The sequence below is a fragment of the Pseudomonas sp. KB_15 genome, assembly GCF_052114525.1.
GTDB lineage: Bacteria > Pseudomonadota > Gammaproteobacteria > Pseudomonadales > Pseudomonadaceae > Aquipseudomonas.
This window is the reverse complement of the sequence record NZ_JBFREX010000041.1, coordinates 33188-49701: the sequence shown is the minus strand read 5'-3', so window position 1 is coordinate 49701 and position 16514 is coordinate 33188. Positions and strand designations below refer to the sequence as shown.

General features: G+C 60.3%; 16 protein-coding genes and 1 pseudogene. 5 read left to right on the top strand and 12 right to left on the bottom strand.

Features of this window, described 5'->3' with window-relative positions:
- Window positions 1–77 precede the first annotated feature (77 nt).
- The 8 genes from zapE to AB4Z35_RS23890 all read right to left on the bottom strand — a co-directional run bounded on the left by zapE (window position 78) and on the right by AB4Z35_RS23890 (window position 8148).
- Window positions 78–1202, bottom strand: a complete 1125-nt coding sequence (zapE, locus tag AB4Z35_RS23925; protein WP_442099792.1) for a cell division protein ZapE — start codon at window positions 1200–1202, stop codon at window positions 78–80.
- 262 nt (window positions 1203–1464) lie between these two features.
- Complete coding sequence (locus tag AB4Z35_RS23920) at window positions 1465–2511, bottom strand: ABC transporter substrate-binding protein (RefSeq protein WP_442099790.1); 1047 nt, start codon at window positions 2509–2511, stop codon at window positions 1465–1467.
- Between the two features lie 18 nt (window positions 2512–2529).
- Window positions 2530–3645, bottom strand: a complete 1116-nt coding sequence (locus AB4Z35_RS23915; protein ID WP_442099788.1) for an NAD(P)/FAD-dependent oxidoreductase — start codon at window positions 3643–3645, stop codon at window positions 2530–2532.
- Window positions 3642–4997 carry an FAD-dependent oxidoreductase gene (locus AB4Z35_RS23910; protein ID WP_442099787.1) on the bottom strand — a complete coding sequence of 452 codons (1356 nt, stop codon included), beginning with the start codon at window positions 4995–4997 and terminating at the stop codon, window positions 3642–3644. The genes AB4Z35_RS23915 and AB4Z35_RS23910 overlap by 4 nt, the downstream gene beginning before the upstream one ends.
- Before the next feature lie 160 nt (window positions 4998–5157).
- Window positions 5158–5448, bottom strand: coding sequence for a (2Fe-2S)-binding protein (locus AB4Z35_RS23905; RefSeq protein ID WP_095966538.1), 291 nt, complete (start codon window positions 5446–5448; stop codon window positions 5158–5160).
- A 7-nt stretch (window positions 5449–5455) separates the two neighbouring features.
- Window positions 5456–6250 (bottom strand): ABC transporter permease, encoded by a 795-nt coding sequence (locus AB4Z35_RS23900; RefSeq protein ID WP_095966537.1) that lies wholly within the window; start codon window positions 6248–6250, stop codon window positions 5456–5458.
- 6 nt (window positions 6251–6256) lie between these two features.
- Window positions 6257–7126 carry an ABC transporter permease gene (locus AB4Z35_RS23895; RefSeq protein ID WP_442099785.1) on the bottom strand — a complete coding sequence of 290 codons (870 nt, stop codon included), beginning with the start codon at window positions 7124–7126 and terminating at the stop codon, window positions 6257–6259.
- Window positions 7123–8148 (bottom strand): ABC transporter ATP-binding protein, encoded by a 1026-nt coding sequence (locus AB4Z35_RS23890; protein WP_007999513.1) that lies wholly within the window; start codon window positions 8146–8148, stop codon window positions 7123–7125. Before AB4Z35_RS23890 ends, AB4Z35_RS23895 begins: the two co-directional genes overlap by 4 nt.
- Before the next feature lie 246 nt (window positions 8149–8394).
- On the opposite strand from AB4Z35_RS23890, the pseudogene AB4Z35_RS23885 reads away from it, so the two are divergent.
- Window positions 8395–9015, top strand: a pseudogene (locus AB4Z35_RS23885) (IclR family transcriptional regulator); the annotation flags it as partial.
- An 86-nt stretch (window positions 9016–9101) separates the two neighbouring features.
- Here the strand turns inward: AB4Z35_RS23885 and AB4Z35_RS23880 are convergent.
- Together AB4Z35_RS23880 and AB4Z35_RS23875 are read right to left on the bottom strand one after the other, a co-directional pair.
- Window positions 9102–9854, bottom strand: a complete 753-nt coding sequence (locus AB4Z35_RS23880) for an anti-sigma factor family protein (protein ID WP_007999515.1) — start codon at window positions 9852–9854, stop codon at window positions 9102–9104.
- A complete protein-coding gene (locus AB4Z35_RS23875; RefSeq protein ID WP_442099824.1) occupies window positions 9851–10357 on the bottom strand; it encodes a sigma-70 family RNA polymerase sigma factor in 507 nt (168 codons plus the stop codon). Before AB4Z35_RS23875 ends, AB4Z35_RS23880 begins: the two co-directional genes overlap by 4 nt.
- Window positions 10358–10518: 161 nt before the next feature.
- On the opposite strand from AB4Z35_RS23875, the gene AB4Z35_RS23870 reads away from it, so the two are divergent.
- The 3 genes from AB4Z35_RS23870 to AB4Z35_RS23860 all read left to right on the top strand — a co-directional run bounded on the left by AB4Z35_RS23870 (window position 10519) and on the right by AB4Z35_RS23860 (window position 13667).
- The gene (locus tag AB4Z35_RS23870; RefSeq protein WP_442099783.1) at window positions 10519–11604 is read left to right on the top strand and encodes a catalase family peroxidase; all 1086 of its coding nucleotides are present in this window, start codon (window positions 10519–10521) and stop codon (window positions 11602–11604) included.
- A complete protein-coding gene (locus AB4Z35_RS23865) occupies window positions 11601–12146 on the top strand; it encodes a cytochrome b (RefSeq protein ID WP_442099781.1) in 546 nt (181 codons plus the stop codon). Before AB4Z35_RS23870 ends, AB4Z35_RS23865 begins: the two co-directional genes overlap by 4 nt.
- 168 nt (window positions 12147–12314) lie before the next feature.
- Window positions 12315–13667: a hypothetical protein gene (locus AB4Z35_RS23860; protein ID WP_442099779.1), complete on the top strand. Its 1353-nt coding sequence runs from the start codon at window positions 12315–12317 to the stop codon at window positions 13665–13667.
- Window positions 13668–13721: 54 nt separating this feature from the next.
- Here the strand turns inward: AB4Z35_RS23860 and AB4Z35_RS23855 are convergent, their stop codons facing one another.
- A complete protein-coding gene (locus tag AB4Z35_RS23855) occupies window positions 13722–14873 on the bottom strand; it encodes a M14 family metallopeptidase (protein WP_442099777.1) in 1152 nt (383 codons plus the stop codon).
- 485 nt (window positions 14874–15358) lie between these two features.
- The gene (locus tag AB4Z35_RS23850) at window positions 15359–15700 is read right to left on the bottom strand and encodes a DUF6124 family protein (protein ID WP_007999522.1); all 342 of its coding nucleotides are present in this window, start codon (window positions 15698–15700) and stop codon (window positions 15359–15361) included.
- A 129-nt stretch (window positions 15701–15829) separates the two neighbouring features.
- Here AB4Z35_RS23850 and AB4Z35_RS23845 point away from each other — a divergent pair, with 129 nt between their 5' ends.
- Window positions 15830–16477, top strand: a complete 648-nt coding sequence (locus AB4Z35_RS23845) for an XRE family transcriptional regulator (protein ID WP_108230168.1) — start codon at window positions 15830–15832, stop codon at window positions 16475–16477.
- The last annotated feature ends 37 nt before the right edge of the window (window positions 16478–16514 follow it).

Genomic DNA, 16514 nt, shown 5'->3' with positions numbered 1-16514 from the left:
AGATTCGCCATTGATCAAGGAAAGGGCGAGTGGCCCCGGAAATGCGCGACATGATAGCGGGAAAGACCGGTGATCTGTCAGGCCGGTTCGCTGACTTCCACCAGTTGCCCCAATCGACTGCGGGTGCGCGCCAGATCAATGGCATCGCCGTCCAGGCTTTCTCGCAAGGCGTGCTGCCCGAGCAGCGTCAGGTGCTTGTCCTGGTCGTAGAGCACGTCGATGAGATTGATGAAACGCTGCTGGGCGGCAATCGAGCATTCACCGAGCCGCGGCAGGTCATCGATGATCCAGCTATCGAAGCGGCGGCACAGCTCCAGGTAATCCATCACGGCCACAGGCTGGTCGCACAGGTCGGCGAAAGTAAAACCGATGCGGCGCTCATCGCACAAACGCGCCTGGAAGTGTCGGGTGCCTACAGGGAGCGACAGGGGCGGGGCACCGCGATCCGGCAGATTCAATGAGTGCCGCTGCAGCGCGCTGGCCGGCCACACATACCGGCCTTGGGTGAACAGCTGTTGCGCGTGGCTGCGGACCTGGTTGCGATAATCGTGCGGCCCGCCGACTTCCATCACTTGCATGCGCGCATTGATCAAGTCGATCGCCGGTTTGAAGCGGGCGTGGTACAGCGGATTGGGCAACAGGCCTGCGGGCGGGTAGTTGGAGGTGACCAGCAACAGGATGCCGCGCTGGAACAGTGCCTTGAACAACCGGGTGATGAGCATCGCATCGCCGATGTCGTGCACATGGAACTCATCGAAACACAGCACCCGGCAATCCCTGAGCAGTTCATCGAGGGTGACCGCCAGGGCGTCGGCCTGTTCGCGGTGCTTGAACATGCCCTGGTGCAGTTGGGCGAAAAACTGATGGAAGTGCAGGCGTTGTTTTTGCGCCACGGGAACGGCCCGGAAAAAACCGTCGAGCAGCCAGCTCTTGCCGCGTCCCACGGCACCATGCAGGTAAAGGCCGGGAAGGGATTTCGTCGAAGCACCCATCAGCATGCAGGCATGCCGGGCCATGCAGTCGATCACGCGTTGTTGGCTGTGGCTGAGGGTGTAGCCCCGGGAATGGGCCTGGTGGCGAAAGTAGTCGTGGATAACCTCGCCTGCCTCGGCGCTGCCGGCGGCCGGTGCCTTGCCGAGAAGGCGACGCAACGATTGCCAGCGCGATTTGATTCGCGAACGATTGGGCGGTCGAACGGCCACTGAGATGTCACCTCTGGTGTGCGGGCAGGCTCCCCGAGCTGCGGCGCCATAGTGTAACCAGAGCAGGGAATTTGCTTCCAGTTGTGTCAGTGCGCGTCGGAGCGGTTCCGACCGGTCACTTGGAAGGGCCTGTAGGAGCGAGCTCGCGAAAAACTCAGGATAGCGCGGGCACTCAGGCAGCACGCGTTATCGTTGACGTCCATCGCGAGCAAGCTCGCTCCTACAGGGGGCGTCGTTTGTGGAGCGCAGTCGTGTCAGTCGCCTATCGCTCGATACTCCGATTCCACCGTGCATTCCACGCAGGGCGCTGTTCGTTGACCTGATCCCAATCCACCGCGATTGCGGTCTCCAGGTATTGTTTCATCGCTTCGACCTGCCCACGGGTTCGCTCGGAGGTCGGGGTATTGGGGTTTGAAGGAATCTGGTCGCCGTCCTCAAGCGCGGTGGCCTGGGCTTCGGGGGTGAGCAGGAACGCGGCGAGTTTTTGCGCCAGTTGCGGTTGCGTGTTGTTGGCGATGGCGCATTCAGCGACGTTGAGCACCACGGCGCCTTCCTTCGGTTGTGCGTATTCCACTGGCATGCCCTTGAGCTTCAGGGCGGTGACCTGGGTCGGTGTCAGCGGAAACAGCGCCGCCTCGTCGGTCTGGAGCATTTCGGAAATCTTCGCCGAACTCGGGATGTATTCCAGTACGTTGCGCCCAACCGTGTTCGGCCAAGCCTTGAACCCCGGATCGACGTTGGTTTCGCTGCCGCCCTGAATCCGGTTGAACATTAGGAAACCGTGCAGGCCGAAGGTGGAGGAGGCCATCGACTGGAACACCAGTTTGTCCTTGAAGCGCGGGTCAGCCATGTCCATCCACGAGGTCGGCGCGCTCCAGCCTTTCTCCTTGAACAAGCGTGTGTTGTAGGCCAATCCGGTGACGCCGAGACTGACGGCTACCGCTTCATCCTTGATCCGCCCCTTGGCGGGAATCTGCGCCAGGGCCGGGTTGTTTTCGAGTTTGTCGCACAGGCCCATGGCGATGGCGCGGTACATGATGCCGTCGTCGAGGAACATCACATGCATCTGCGGATTGTCCTTGCTGGCCTGGACCTTGGCCAGGATATCGGCGGAGGTCCCGGGCACGATCACCACTTTGACGTTGTTGGCCTTCTCGAAGGCCGGCAGTACCTTGTCGGCGTAAAGCCGCTCCATGGTCCCGCCGTTCATGCCCAGGTAAAGCGTCGGTTCGGCGTGGGCCTGGGTGATGGTGAGCAGGGCGCTCATGCAGGACAAACCGAGCAGTGCGTTGCGTTTGAGGTTTTTCATTGGCGCGACCTTCCTCTATCAAACTACGGAGATGGAGTGAAACCGGGTGATGGAAAACGCATCCAGCGACGTCTTTGACGCGCCGCTACAGATGATCTCGGTGAGCGCCTGGCCCACCGCCGGGCCGATCTGGAAACCGGCGCCGGCAAAGCCGAACGCATGCAACAGACCAGGCTGGGTACGGCTGTGGCCGATCACCGGCTGGCGATCAGGCAGGTAACCCTCGGTGCCGCTCCAGGTACGAATCGCCTGGGCACCTTCAAGAAACGGATAGAGCTCAACGGCCTGGCGCAGGATTTCCAGCACGGCGCCTTGACCGGGGCGGGCGCGGGCGTCGTCCAGGGCAAAACCCTGGCCGCCACCCAACACGCAATTGCCGCGGGCGACCTGTCGCGCGTAGATGCCGCCACCCTCGACGCCGGTGCTGGCATCCATCACCAACGGCAGGGGCTCGGTGACCAGCATTGCCGGGTGCCCGGAATGCATCGGCACCGGTTCGCCGAATTGCGCGGCGATGCTGCCCGCCCAAGCCCCGGCACAGTTCAGCAGCCAGGGTGCGTGCAACTGCAGGCCGTTTTGTGTGCGTATGCAAAAGCGCTGGCCGTCGTGTTCCACGGCGGTGACCGTGCACTGCTCATGTACCTGCACACCGTGGCGCCGCGCCGCCCGGGCGAACGCAGGGGACACCAGACGCGGATTGGCGTGACCGTCATCCGGGCAATACGAGGCGCCCACCGCGACGTCTCCCACCCATGGAAAACGGCTGCGCAGCTCGGTGCGGTCAAGCACCTGCAAGTCGAGGCCGAAGCCCTGGCTGCTGGCAGCGTAGTCTTGCAGGGCACGCAAATCGTCTGTACTGCGGGCGAGTTTCAGGTGGCCGCTGCGTTGATATTCGCCGTCGATGCCAATCAATTGCGGCAGCTGCGCCCAGATGGCGTGGGCACGTTGCGACAGCGGCAGTTGCGACAACGGTCGGCCCTGGCGGCGGACGCCACCGTAGTTGACGCCGCTGGAATGCGAACCGCAGAAGTCCCGCTCCAGCAGCACCACGCGACGCCCGGCCTTGCCGAGAAACAGCGCCGCCGAAGCACCGACAATACCGCCGCCGATGATCACTGCGTCGACTTCGATCATGCGTCGATCTCCAGGCCAAAGGGCAGCGGCTTGATGGGGGCCTGGGCGCGCAGCCGGCCAATGTCGGACACAGCGCGCCGGCTTTCGCAGGCGATGATCTCCGCTGCCGCCGCGCCGCACATCCGACCCTGACAGCGGCCCATGCCGACCCGGCAATGGGCCTTGACCCGATTTATTTCCCAGTGACCCTCGCGCACCACTTCACGAATATCGCCGGCGCGGACTTCTTCGCAGCGGCAGACCATCACGTCATCGGCGATGCCGGCGGCCCAGTTCTCGGGAAAGGCGAAGGCGCGTTCCAGGCCCTGACGAAAATCGCCGATGCGTTCCAGCACCTGTTCAAGCTGCGCGGTGCGCTGCGTCGGGATCAGGTAGCCGATGTCTTCGAGCAACGCCAATGCGGCGCGTTCGCCGGCCATTTCCGCGGCGTCGGCACCCATGATCCCGGCGCCGTCACCGGCCAGGTACACCTCGGCGACGCTGCTGCGCCCGGCGCGATCGCGTTGTGGGAGCCAGGCGCGATTGAGCGGGTTCCAGGCAAATTCGCAGCCGAGCAGGTCGGCGAGCTGGGTTTCGCTGCGCAGGCCGTGGGCGAAGGCGACGGCATCGCAGTTAAGTCGATGTTCGCCTTTTGCGTCGGACCAGATCAGCGCCTGCACCCGTTGTTCGCCCTCGACGTGCTTCAAGGTTGCACCCTGATGCACCGGGATGCCGTGGGCGGTCAGCCAGCCACGGTAATAGATGCCTTTGACCAGAGTGGCCGGTTGCGACAGCAGGCCGGGCAGGGCGCGAGCCTGGGCGCTGAAGGGTGAGCTGTCGAGTACCGCGACCACCTTGGCGCCAGCCTTGGCGTATTGATACGCGACCAGGTACAGCAGCGGGCCGCTGCCGGCGAACACCACGCGCTCGCCGATGGCGCAACCCTGAAACTTCAAGGCGATCTGCGCCGCGCCGAGGCTGTAGACCCCGGGTAGCGTCCAGCCCGGCACCGGCAAAATCCGGTCGGTGGCGCCGGTGGCGACGATCACCCGGGAAAATTCCAGTCGTGCGGCACGTCCGTCCTGCAAGGTGTCGAGGGCGCCGTCCTCGGCATTCCACACCAGGGTTTCAGGGCGGTAATCGAGCTGTTCGCGCAACTTGTCGATGGTCTGGTGCAACGCACTGGCCTTGCGCGCTTCGAAGCCATACAGCTTGACTGGCGAACGCTTGAAGTTGGCCGGCTGACGCCGATAAATCTGTCCGCCACCGCGTGCAGCTTCGTCCAGCAGCACCGGGGGAACGCCGTGGGCGACCAGGGTTTGCGCCGCGCGAATTCCGGCAGGGCCGGCGCCGATGATGACGACGGATCTCATGCGCACCTCGGCTGCTGTGCTTTTGTGGGAGCGGGCTTGCTCGCGAAGACGGCGACACATGCAGCTGAGATGTTGACTGACAGACCGCTTTCGCGAGCAAGTCGAATCGTCGCACCGCCGCTCCCACAGGGGATTCGGTTTCTGCAGTTGGAATGGGTGTTCATATCGATCGCCCCGGTTCGCGGTTGATGTGTTGCCCGGCTTCTAGCAACGTCGAGCACGCACGTACCCGGCGGCCATCGCCCAGGCGCACCCAGCAGTCCTGGCAGGCGCCCATCAGGCAGAAGCCGGCGCGGGGTTCGGCGCTGAAGTCGCTGCCGCGCAGGTGATCGCTGCAGGTCAGCACCGCTGTCAGCACGGTGTCGCCGAGCAAGCCGCTGGCCGGTTGGCCGTCGAGCGTAAAGTCCAGGACCGGGCGGTCGCCTTCGGCCAGTCGTTTCAGCAGAGCCATGGCGTCCTCATTGTTTGCCCACCAGAACCCGATCCAGGCCATAGACCCGGTCGAGCAGAATCATGGTCAGCGCGGTCAGCGCGATGACCAGTGCCGACACCGCCGCCATCATCGGATCGATGGATTCGGTGGCGTAGACGTACATGCGTACCGGCAGGGTTTGCGTGGCCGGCGAGGTGACGAAGATCGACAGGGTGACTTCGTCGAAACTGTTGATGAATGCCAGCAGCCAGCCACCGGCGACCCCCGGCAGGATCATCGGCAAAGTGATCTGCCGGAACAGCGTGAAACGCCCGGCACCCAAGGATTGCGCGGCGTGTTCGGCGCTGCGATCCAGGCCGATGGCCGACGCCAGCACCAGGCGCAGCACATACGGCGTGATCACCAACACGTGAGCGAAGATCAGCCAGGCGAAGCTGCCGTTGACCCCTATCAGCGCAAACAAACGCAGCAGCGCTACACCCAGTACCAGGTGCGGAATGATGATTGGCGACAGAAACAGCCCGTTGAAAAAGTCCCGACCAGGGAATTCGAAGCGGGTGATCGCCAGCGCCGCCGGTACGGCAATCAGCGTCGCCAGACTGGCCGCGCTGAACGCCAGAATCAGGCTGTTGTAGAAGGCATCGACAAAGTCGGCACGCTCGAACACGGCCCGGAACCAGCGCAGGGAAAACTCGGTGGTTGGCAGGCTCAGGGTGTTCTCCGGAGTGAAGGCCACCAGGCACACCACCACCAGCGGTGCGAGCATGAACAGCACCACCAGGGTGTGAAACAGCAGGGCGAAAGAACCGTTCCTGGACATGACGAATTATCCCAATGACTTCTTGTAGCGGCCTTCGATCATGCGGTTCCACGACAGCATGATCAGCAGGTTGATGAGCAGCAGAGCCACGGCGATGGCCGCGCCCATGGGCCAATTGAGTTCCGACAGGTACTGGTCGTAGATCAGCGTGGCGACCATCTTCAGGCGACGTCCGCCGAGCAGGCCGGGAATGGCGAAGGAGCTGGCGGCGAGGCCGAACACGATCAGGGTGCCGGACAGGATGCCGGGCATGATCTGCGGCAATACCACCTGGCGAATCACCGTGAAGTGGCCGGCGCCCAGCGACAGCGCGGCTTGTTCGGCGGCCGGGTCGAGTTTCTGCAGTGAGGTCCACACCGGAATGATCATGAACGGCAGCATCACGTGAACCAACGCAATCACCACCGCGAACGGCGTGTAGAGCAGCTTCATCGGCGAGCCGCCGAAGGCTTGCAGGGTCTGGTTGACCAGGCCATCGGCGCCGAGCAGCAGGCTCCAGCCGAAGGCGCGTACTACTACCGAGATCAGCAGCGGAGTGAGGATCAGGATCAAAAAAATCGAACGCCACGGCGCACCCATGCGGCTGAGGATGTACGCCTCGGGAACCCCGATCAGCACGCAGAGCAAGGTGGTGAGGGCGCTGATCCACTGGGTGCGCAGAAAGATCTCGTAGAAGTACGGATCGCCCAGCAGGCTGCCGTAGTGTTCGACGGTGTAGGCGTCGCCCTTGATCCCCGAGCCGTAGTCGAAGACGTTGAACGACAGCAGCAGCGTCAGCATCAGCGGGATCACCAGCAGGCTGACATACAACGCCAGGGCAGGTGCCGACAGCAGGTAACCCTGACGCCCCAGGCGAATGGCGGCGAGTGCACTCATGCCGTCACCTCGTCGACACTCAGCACCCGCAACAGCGCCGCGTCCCAGTCAAGGCCGACCGCCGTGCCTTCGCTCAATGGTGCCGAGCCGTCGTTGCGGCGCACCACGCAGAGTTCGCCCAGGGTCGTCGACACGCCGTACAGCCATTGGCTGCCGAGGAAGAAACGGCTGCTGACCTTGCCTTGCAGGCGACCAACGCCAGCCTCGCGCAGATCGATTTTCTCCGGACGCAGGCTCAGGGTCAGGTCGCCATCGCCACGTCCGCACACCTGAACCACACCGGCCGTGTCGCGTTCACCGGGCAGCAGGTTGGCTTTGCCGACGAACCCGGAAATGAACTCGGTCCGCGGGTGTTCGTAGAGGGTGTAGGGCGCGTCGATCTGGGTGATACGTCCGGCCTGCATCACCACCACGCGGTCGCTGATCGACAGGGCTTCGGACTGGTCGTGGGTGACCATCAGCGTGGTGATGCCGACCTCGCGCTGGATGCGGCGGATCTCGAACTGCATCTCTTCGCGCAGATTGGCATCGAGGTTGGACAGCGGTTCATCGAGCAGCAGCACCGGTGGCTGGATCACCAAAGCCCGAGCCAGAGCTACACGCTGACGCTGGCCGCCGGACAGCTCCCGTGGGTAGCGCTCTGCGTGCTGGTGCAGGCGTACCAGTTTCAGTACCCGCTCAACCCGCTGCTGGATCTCGGCATTCGGTACCTTGCGCATGCGCAGGCCGAAGGCGACGTTGTCCTTGACGGTCATGTGCGGAAACAGCGCGTAACTCTGGAACACCACGCCCAGGCCACGGCTGGCGGGCTTGGCATGGGTGATGTCACGACCGTCCAGGACGATACGCCCGCTGGTGACTTCAACGAACCCGGCGATCATTTGCAGGGTGGTGGTTTTACCGCATCCGGAAGGGCCGAGCAGCGAAACGAATTCGCCTTTCTCCACCGAGAGGTCGGTGGCGACCACGGCGTCGATTTCACCGTAGCGTTTGCCGAGTTTTTCAAGTTGCACAAAAGCCATGAGTGCGCCTCCACCTGAGATTGTTATGCGTCGCCCGAAGGCGCGCTTTTTTGTATGGGCAGATACGAAAAAATGTTTCCGGGGTGCGTTGGCGCTCGACTTGAGTCGGCTGCCGCTGTTGTTCGAATCGCCCCTGTCTGGACGCAGATTAGGACGAAGACTAGGATGGGCTCAATGGCCTATTTCACTGAAGCGATGACTATTTTCAGTTTCATTCGGTGAGTAAATTAATCGTCGAGAAAATCCATGTCTGATTCCACTGAGCGGAATGAAAATAAAAATGACGTCGGTGTCGGCGCCGTCTCACGACTGTTTGCGGTGCTGCGTGCGTTGGGCGATACCGTCGAGGGCGGGGAGCGCGTGACGCAACTGGCGCAACACATCGGTTTGTCGCAACCGACCACCCACCGCTTGCTGCGCAACCTGATGGACGAGGGCATGGTCGAGCAGGATGCGCGTAGCAAGCGCTACCGCCTGAGCCTGGACTTTTTCGCCCTGGCCGCCCGCGCGGGCAACAGCGGCAACCTGCGCGAACTGGTGCGCCCGGCGCTGCTGCGGCTATCGGCGTCGCTGGGCGATTCCTTGTTTCTGCTGGCGCGCAGCGGCTTCGACGCGATCTGCCTGGACCGCAGCGAAGGGCCGTTTCCGATTCGTACCTTCACCGGCGATATCGGCGGACGCGTGGCTCTGGGCGTGGGGCAGGGCAGCCTGGCGATCCTGGCGTTTCTGCCGCCGGAAGAGCGCGACACGGTGATCCACTACAACTTGCCGCGGCTGAAGGACTTCCATCTGTATGACGAGGTGTTCCTGCGCTCGGAAGTCGAGAACGTGCGCAAGCTCGGTTACGCCGGGCGCAACACCGGTGTGCAATGAATGTCGACTGACACTCCGCTTTCGCGAGCAAGCCCGCTCCCACAATAGAACAGTGTTCCATTCATGTTCTGTGGGTGTGATTAGAACTGCACGGTCTGCCTCAGCATCTGCGCCGCCGGCGTATCCGCGGGGCTGACCATCGCATAGTTGTAACCGCCCCCCGACCAATACTCGGCCTGCAAGTCGCCATCACTGCGACTGCCTCTTGGCAACATGAAGTTTTTCGGTCCCGGTGGGCGCACGTAGAAGCTGATTTTCTGCCCGCCCTGATTCTCGTAGACCACCATTGCCGCCGGCCCTTGTTCGGTACTGAGCAAGCGCCCGCTGGCCGGTTTGAAGCCTGCCCCCGACAGGTCAGGCAAGCGATTGGCCTGGGTGAAATAACGGTCGAGCCAGCCCTGCATGTCGCCGTCGTCGCTGGCCTTGTAGTCGGCTGGCAGGATCCCTTGCTGGGCAATCAGACGATAGGCCTGCAGCGCATCGGTCATCGGCAGCTGGGCACCTGTGAAAGTCATCTCACGGGCCTGCCAGCCACTGAAGCCGCCGATGCTGACCGCGATCAGCAGCACGGCCGCGCTGGCCAGATGTCGCCGCGATTGGCGTTTCAGGCGTTGGCGAATCATGGCCGGATCGAGTTCCGGATTGGCCGGTTGTTGCAACACGCCACTCAGGGCCGCGCGCAGTTGCTGGGCATCTTGCTGCCAGGCCCGCACTTGGTCGGCAACCTCCGGATTACTTGTGAGAAAAGTCTCCACCAGACGTCGGTCGTCCTCGCTGAGTTGGTGGTCGACGTAGGCGTGCAAGTCACGCTCGCTTGGGGGCATGCTGATCATTTGAGTCTCCGCAGGGCAGGGCGGGTGATTTCGCCTTCACTGAGTTGGCGCAGGGCCTGGCGGGCCCGGGACAGGCGGGACATCACGGTGCCGATGGGTACGTCGAGAATCTCGGCGACCTCTTTGTAGCTCAAGCCTTCCACCGACACCCAGAGCAGAAGCGCGCGTTGTTCGGTGGGCAGTTGATCGAAGGCGTTGAGGGTGGATTGTGCAATCACGGAGCGCTCCACCGAGGGCTGTGCATCATCACGGCCGGTGAAGAATTCGAGCATGCGCGCATAGCGCCGTGTGCGGCGGTGCGCATCGAGAAACTGCCGATAGAGAATCGAGAACAGCCAGGCGCGCAAATCACCGTCGGCACGTTTGTCGCCCCAACTCGACAGCGCACGCTCCAGACTGGCCTGCACCAGATCGTCGGCGCTGCTGGAGTTGCGCGTCAACGACACAGCAAATCGCCGCAATCCGGGAATAATTTCTCTCAGTTGTTCGTCGATATCGTTCATGAAGTTCAGGCTAGTCATCACTACGCTTGGGACTAGGAAGACGCCCGGCACCCGAGGTTATTCCACGCCTGAAAAAATAAATACCGCGCGCTGGAATAAACCTGCGTGCGGTTCGTCTGCTTGATTCTTCTCACTTGTGGCCGATGGCCCTGGAGTCTTTCATGGTAGATCGATCATCACCGCCACCCCGGCCACCCTTGAGTGCGGCGAGCCTGACGTTGCGTCTGGCTGGCATTGCCGTGGTCGTTGCCGCAGTGGCCGGGGCGTTTGCCTACGTCAACGGCACCTTCGACCCACAGCGCCTGACCCCGAAGAAACTCATCAATGTGCTGGAAACCAACAACGGCGTGCATCCGGGTTTCCGTCGCAACCATTCCAAAGGCGTGTGCGTGATCGGGCATTTTGAAAGCAGCTTTGATGCACGCAGCTATTCTACCGCTCAGGTGTTCAACGAAGCGCGGACGCCGGTGGTCGGGCGTTTCGCCTTGCCCGCCGGCAATCCCTACGCACCGGACAGTGCCGTGCCGATCCGCAGCATGGCCTTGCGTTTCACTCAGGCCAACGGCCAGCAGTGGCGCACGGGAATGAACAGCATGCCGGTGTTCCCGGTGGGCACGCCCGAGGCGTTCTATCAACTGCAAAAAGCCCAGTCGCCAGATCCGGCCACCGGCAAACCGGACCCAAAGGCCGTGCCAGCGTTTTTTGCTTCACACCCGGAAGCCGCACCGTTCCTGGCCTGGATCAAAACCGCCAAACCGTCGGCCAGTTACGTGACCGAAAACTACAACAGCGTCAATGCGTTCTACCTGGTCAACGCGGCCGGCCAACGCCAGGCCGTGCGCTGGAACATGGTGCCACTGGACCAGGACGCACCGGGGGCCACAGCACCGGAGGGCAGTGATTTCCTGGAGAAAGACCTGGTTCAGCGAATCGCCGCAGGCCCGTTGCGCTGGCAGTTGAACATCACCCTGGCCAACCCTGGCGATCCGGTCAACGACGCCAGCAAGGCCTGGCCCGAAGGGCGCAAGGTGTTGAACGCTGGCACTCTGGTGCTTGAAAAGGCTCAGCCTCAACTCAACGGCGAATGCCGTGACATCAACTACGACCCGCTGGTGTTGCCTGCCGGGATCGAAGGTTCCGACGACCCGCTGCTCGCCGCTCGTTCAGCCGGTTACGCCAATTCCTACCTGCGTCGCACCAGCGAAGTCAGCCAGTTGCCCGCCGCCAAACAGGAGACCCGGCAATGAGCACCCAACCGAACCACTTCGCCCCGCTGGCGCGCCTGCTGCACTGGCTGATGGCGCTGATGATCATCGCCATGCTGTTTATCGGCGCCGGCATGGTTGCCTCGGTGTCCGAGCGTCATGAATGGCTGATTCATTTGCACAAACCCTTGGGCATCGCGATTTTGCTGTTGGTGATCGTGCGGCTGGTGGTGCGCTTTTCCACCACCCAGCCACCGCTGCCGGCGGACCTGCCGGGTTGGCAAGCGCTGACGGCCAAGGCGTCGCATGTGTTGCTGTACGCCTTGATGCTGGTCTTGCCGCTGCTGGGTTGGGCGATGATTTCGGCATCGGGTGAACCGGTGATGCTCAGCAGTTCGCTGCAATTGCCGTCGATTGTGCCGGCGAACGCGCAGGTGTTTGCGTTTTTGCGCAAAGCACATGGGTATCTGGCGTATCTGCTGTTTCTGACCGTGTTGCTGCATTTGGCGGCAGCGCTGTTTCATGGCTGGGTGCGGCGAGATGAAGTGCTGGACAGCATGTTGCGGGGTAAGGATCGAGGGTGATCTCGCTGGGCTGTGATTTGGCTTTTGTCACACAGTGATTGTCTGCCTACCTGTCAACACTGACAGTTTCGCTGACCTGAAAAAGCACGTTCAATGCTCGAAGACGGCAGTGGTCCCAAAGGGGTGTCAGTCAAACAGCACTGATCGTGCCATTCAGGGAGACGAGCCATGTTCAAGATTGCAGGTATGCGTTCCAAACGACGCGCCTTTTCCGGGCTGTCGTTAGTGTGTTTGGCTGTGATACTCGGTGCCTGTACGCATCCGCCGACGACTGATTCCAGGGAATTGAAAAGCCGGGTTGTCGAGAATGTTGCCAGTAAGTCGACAGCTGAGTTGTATGCGGATTTGATTGTGCCGGCGGTTTTCGAGCGCTCAAGTTCAAAGGTTATTGATGGTTATACCGTCGAGAGTGGCAAGCTGCGTATGCCGGATAAGTCTGAGGGTTCATTGGTCACGGTTCGTTCGGCTGACGGAAGTTTGACAGCATTAATCAATAAGCCGGGACAATTCGGTTCTTTACATGTTGATAGTAAGGGGGTAAGTCATTTTATTCCGGAGCCTGAGGTTAATACCGATATTGAAGACGCTGTCCCCAATCCGAGTGAACAGGTCGCTACTGCATCTGTGGATTCAACTCAAGCAGAACACTTTGTTGTAGATGTACTGATGGGATACTCCAAGGCGGGGGTTGTTAGAGCGGGTGGCGATGCGCATGCCGATGCATTGGCCAAGATAGAGTTAGTCAACATGATGTTGCGAAATTCGCTGGTGGACAATGTTTCATTGAGACTGGTAGGTATTGAGGTAGTTGAAGACGACTATCCTATTTCAAGTGAAACACTTAGGAAATTACGTACAATTTTTGCCGAGGGTATGGCCAGGTTCCAGCCAGATGTTACGTACGGTAATTTTGCTTATATTGTGCCCGGGGGACCAATCGGCGTGGGTTGGATGCCAGGTGGATCTGCGATAGGCGTATCTAACAGCGCTTCGACATTCGCTCACGAGATTGGCCACAATGCGGGCAGTAATCATTGCAATGTCAACGGGGTGAATAACTATCGTTTTGGATATTTCAATGGAAAGTCGCGAAGTATCTTATGTAGCGGTCCAAATTCAATTTATTACTCGACACCGGCCGTCATGGATCAGTATGGTTTGCCGTTAGGGAATGTTGTAACCGCCGATACAGCACGTGTATGGCGCGAAAATGCTGTGCGGCTATCCTCTTACGCTCCACCCCAATCCCCACCAGCAGCACCAGGAAACTTTGCCAAAGCGGGTTCAACCGCTAACACAATTACTTTTAGCTGGAACGCATCACCTAAAGCTGTTCGATATGAAATATACGGTGTGAAAGTTTCTGAGGGGCTGGGCCCTTTGCCAGAAAAAATTGGAGACAGTACGGGGTTAACCTTTACCGCAACCAATATCTATGGTGAGGCCCTGTACTTCGTTAAGGCTGTCAGCTTTACCGAACTGGTTTCACTGCCGAGCAAATCCGTTGTTACAACGCCATAAATGCTCAAGTGAGTGACGTGGCCTGTTGTCAGGCCACGTCACTATGTAGTCGAATTAGCGCAAGATGTCGACCATATCGGCAAGCGTAGTCAGCACATCCTTGCCCAACTGTTTCGAACGTTTGCCCGACCAACCGGTTTCCGCGTTCGGGTGGTCGTCGTGGTCCTTGAACGGCATTTCCAGGGTCAGCGACAGGCAGTCGTACTTCTGCCCAACGCTGTTGCAGGCCAGCGTCATGTTGGCCTGGCCCGGTTCGTCGCGGGTGTAGCCGTGCTTGGTCTGGAAGTCTTTGGTGGTATGTTTCAGATGGCTGCGGAAGTGTTCTTCGAGCTTTTCGATCCGTGGCGTGTAACCCGGATTGCCTTCGCAACCGGCGGTGAACACGTGAGGGATTTCCTCATCGCCGTGAGCGTCGAGGAACATATCGACGCCGTACTTTTCCATCTGCTGCTGTACGAACAGGACTTCCGGACTGATTTCCTGGCTGGCGCTCTGCCAGGCGCGATTGAGGTCCTGGCCCATGGCGTTGGTGCGCAGGTGGCCGTGGAAAGCACCATCCGGGTTCATGTTCGGCACCAGGTACAGGTCGGCGCTGGCCAGAAGTTTGTTCAGCACAGGGTCGTCGTGTTTTTCCAGGCGCTCGATCACGCCTTCCATGAACCAYTCAGCCATGTGCTCGCCSGGRTGTTGCTGGGCAATCATCCACACCTTGCGTCGACCTTCGGCCCCGGTGCCTTTGCGCAACAACTGGATGTCGCGCCCTTCGGCGCTCTTGCCGGTGGCCAGCAGTTCGGTGCCGGTCTTGGTCAGCGCCTGCTCGATCAGCCAGTCGTGACGGCCACGGCTGTAGGGTTCGAAGTAGGCGAACCAGGCATGGGTCTGCTCGGCTTCGAGGCTGAAACGCAGGCAGTCGCCTTCGAAAATGGTGGGTACGCGGAACCAGTTGACGTGATCGTAGGACGCCACCGCCTGATAGCCGGTCCAGGCCTTGTTGTAGGAGGATTGGCTTGCATTGTTCAGGCGAAACCAATGCTCCTGGCCGACGTGCAGGCCGCTGGCCTTGAAGTGGAACCACTGGAAATGGGCGCTGCGTGTGTCCGGGCGAATGGCCAGAAGCGGTTTGAGCGGATCGCTGATGTCGATGACCTGGATGTTGCCGCTGTCGAAGTTGGCACTGATGTCGAAAGAGGATTTAGCCACGCTCATAATCGGGTCCTGAATATGATTTTTATGGCGGCTACTTTACACGCAAGAGTGGGGTGAAACCGAGGGAAATTGCGGGGTGCAGAGGTGGGGGCGTCCTCCTTGACGCTGCCGCAGCTTAGAGACTGTGCGATTGATTCTCAAGTGCTATCTGTCGCTGGTTTCAACCCATGATGCCGGGCTTCTCTTGCCAACCGACATTCTTTTGATATCATCCGCGCCTTCGAATTTGCAGCACCCAAAGACTTCATTAGCCTGAAGCCAAAGCCAGAAAAACTGGCAAAAAAAAGACCCGGCAAAAAGCCGGGTCAAAAACCGTGATTAGCCTGATGAGGAGATAGTCCAGGAGACCGACCTAAGGTCACCTGGTCCATCGACTGATCTCGCGACCAGTTGATGCAATAATAATCATTCTCGTTTGCAAGTCAAACGTTTTTACCTTTGCGACAGGAAAGTTCTTTCCTGTCTTCTCGATCTGCGTTCTCGCCTCAACCGTTTTCATACTTCTCCAGCGATCGATCGACCATCGCCTTGGCCATGTCGATCATGTGCACCGTCGAAAACGCCAGGTCGCGGCTTGCGCCTTGCAGGTGACTGGCTGACTCGTAAGCGGTGGCGGCAGCACAGCGCAACAGGTCCAAGGCATGGACCAGTGCCTCTTCGCCGCTGATATTGCGGTTCACATCAAAAAAACGCGGCTCGACCACTTCCTCTGAAACAGCTGGTTTCAAGTAATAGTCCAGCGCGCGTTGTGCCGCCGCTGAGTCCAGGGGCGAGGTGAGGGTGGTGTCGATGTGCATGTCCGGCAGGTCATTGGTGGGTTGGCTCATGGCGATAGCAAGCTCCGTGTTAGATTCAGATCCGTGAATTGATCCTAATACGAACTGTATTTGTGACGAGTATTTAAATACTACAATTTGTGTTTTGATGGCCGGAGTCGCCCACGTATCGTGCCGCACATGGATAAATGGATTGAATTGGTCAAGGCCAAGATGAGTGAACTCAAAATCACTCAAGAGATACTCGCCGAGCGCCTCGGGATGTCCCAGGGCGGCATTGGCCACTGGCTCAACAAACGTCGTGAACCCGGCATCGAAGACATGAACCGTGTCTTGCGGGCACTGGGCCTTGAGTTTCTCGAAGTGGCGCTGGTGATCCGGGAACCCCAGGCGTCAACCGACGACGAAATCCCTCTGACACAGAAGTACAACCCGTACTTCCGCTACCCGGTCAGTGGCTGGCGCGAACCTGCCGAAGTGCGCGACGGCGAGGTCCCGGTGTATGGCAAGGAGCGCTATGAACTGTCCGATTACCACGCCCGGGGGCCGGCATTCTGGTTGAGGGTGGCAGGCGATGCGATGACCGCACCCAATGGCATCAGCATTCCGGAAGGCATGTTGATCCTGGTGGACCCGGCAGTGGAAGCGGTGCCTGGCAAACTGGTCATTGCCCAGTGGCCGGACAGCGCCGAAGCCACGTTCCGCAAGCTCATCGAAGAGGGCGGGCAGCGTTATCTGGTCCCGCTCAATCCGACGTATCCGAAAGCCTTGTACGCCGAAGAATGTCGAATCATCGGCGTAGTGGTTCAGGCAACAGCCAGGTTCTGATCAGATCGGTCCTCGCGATGCGTAGGACCGATCTTCA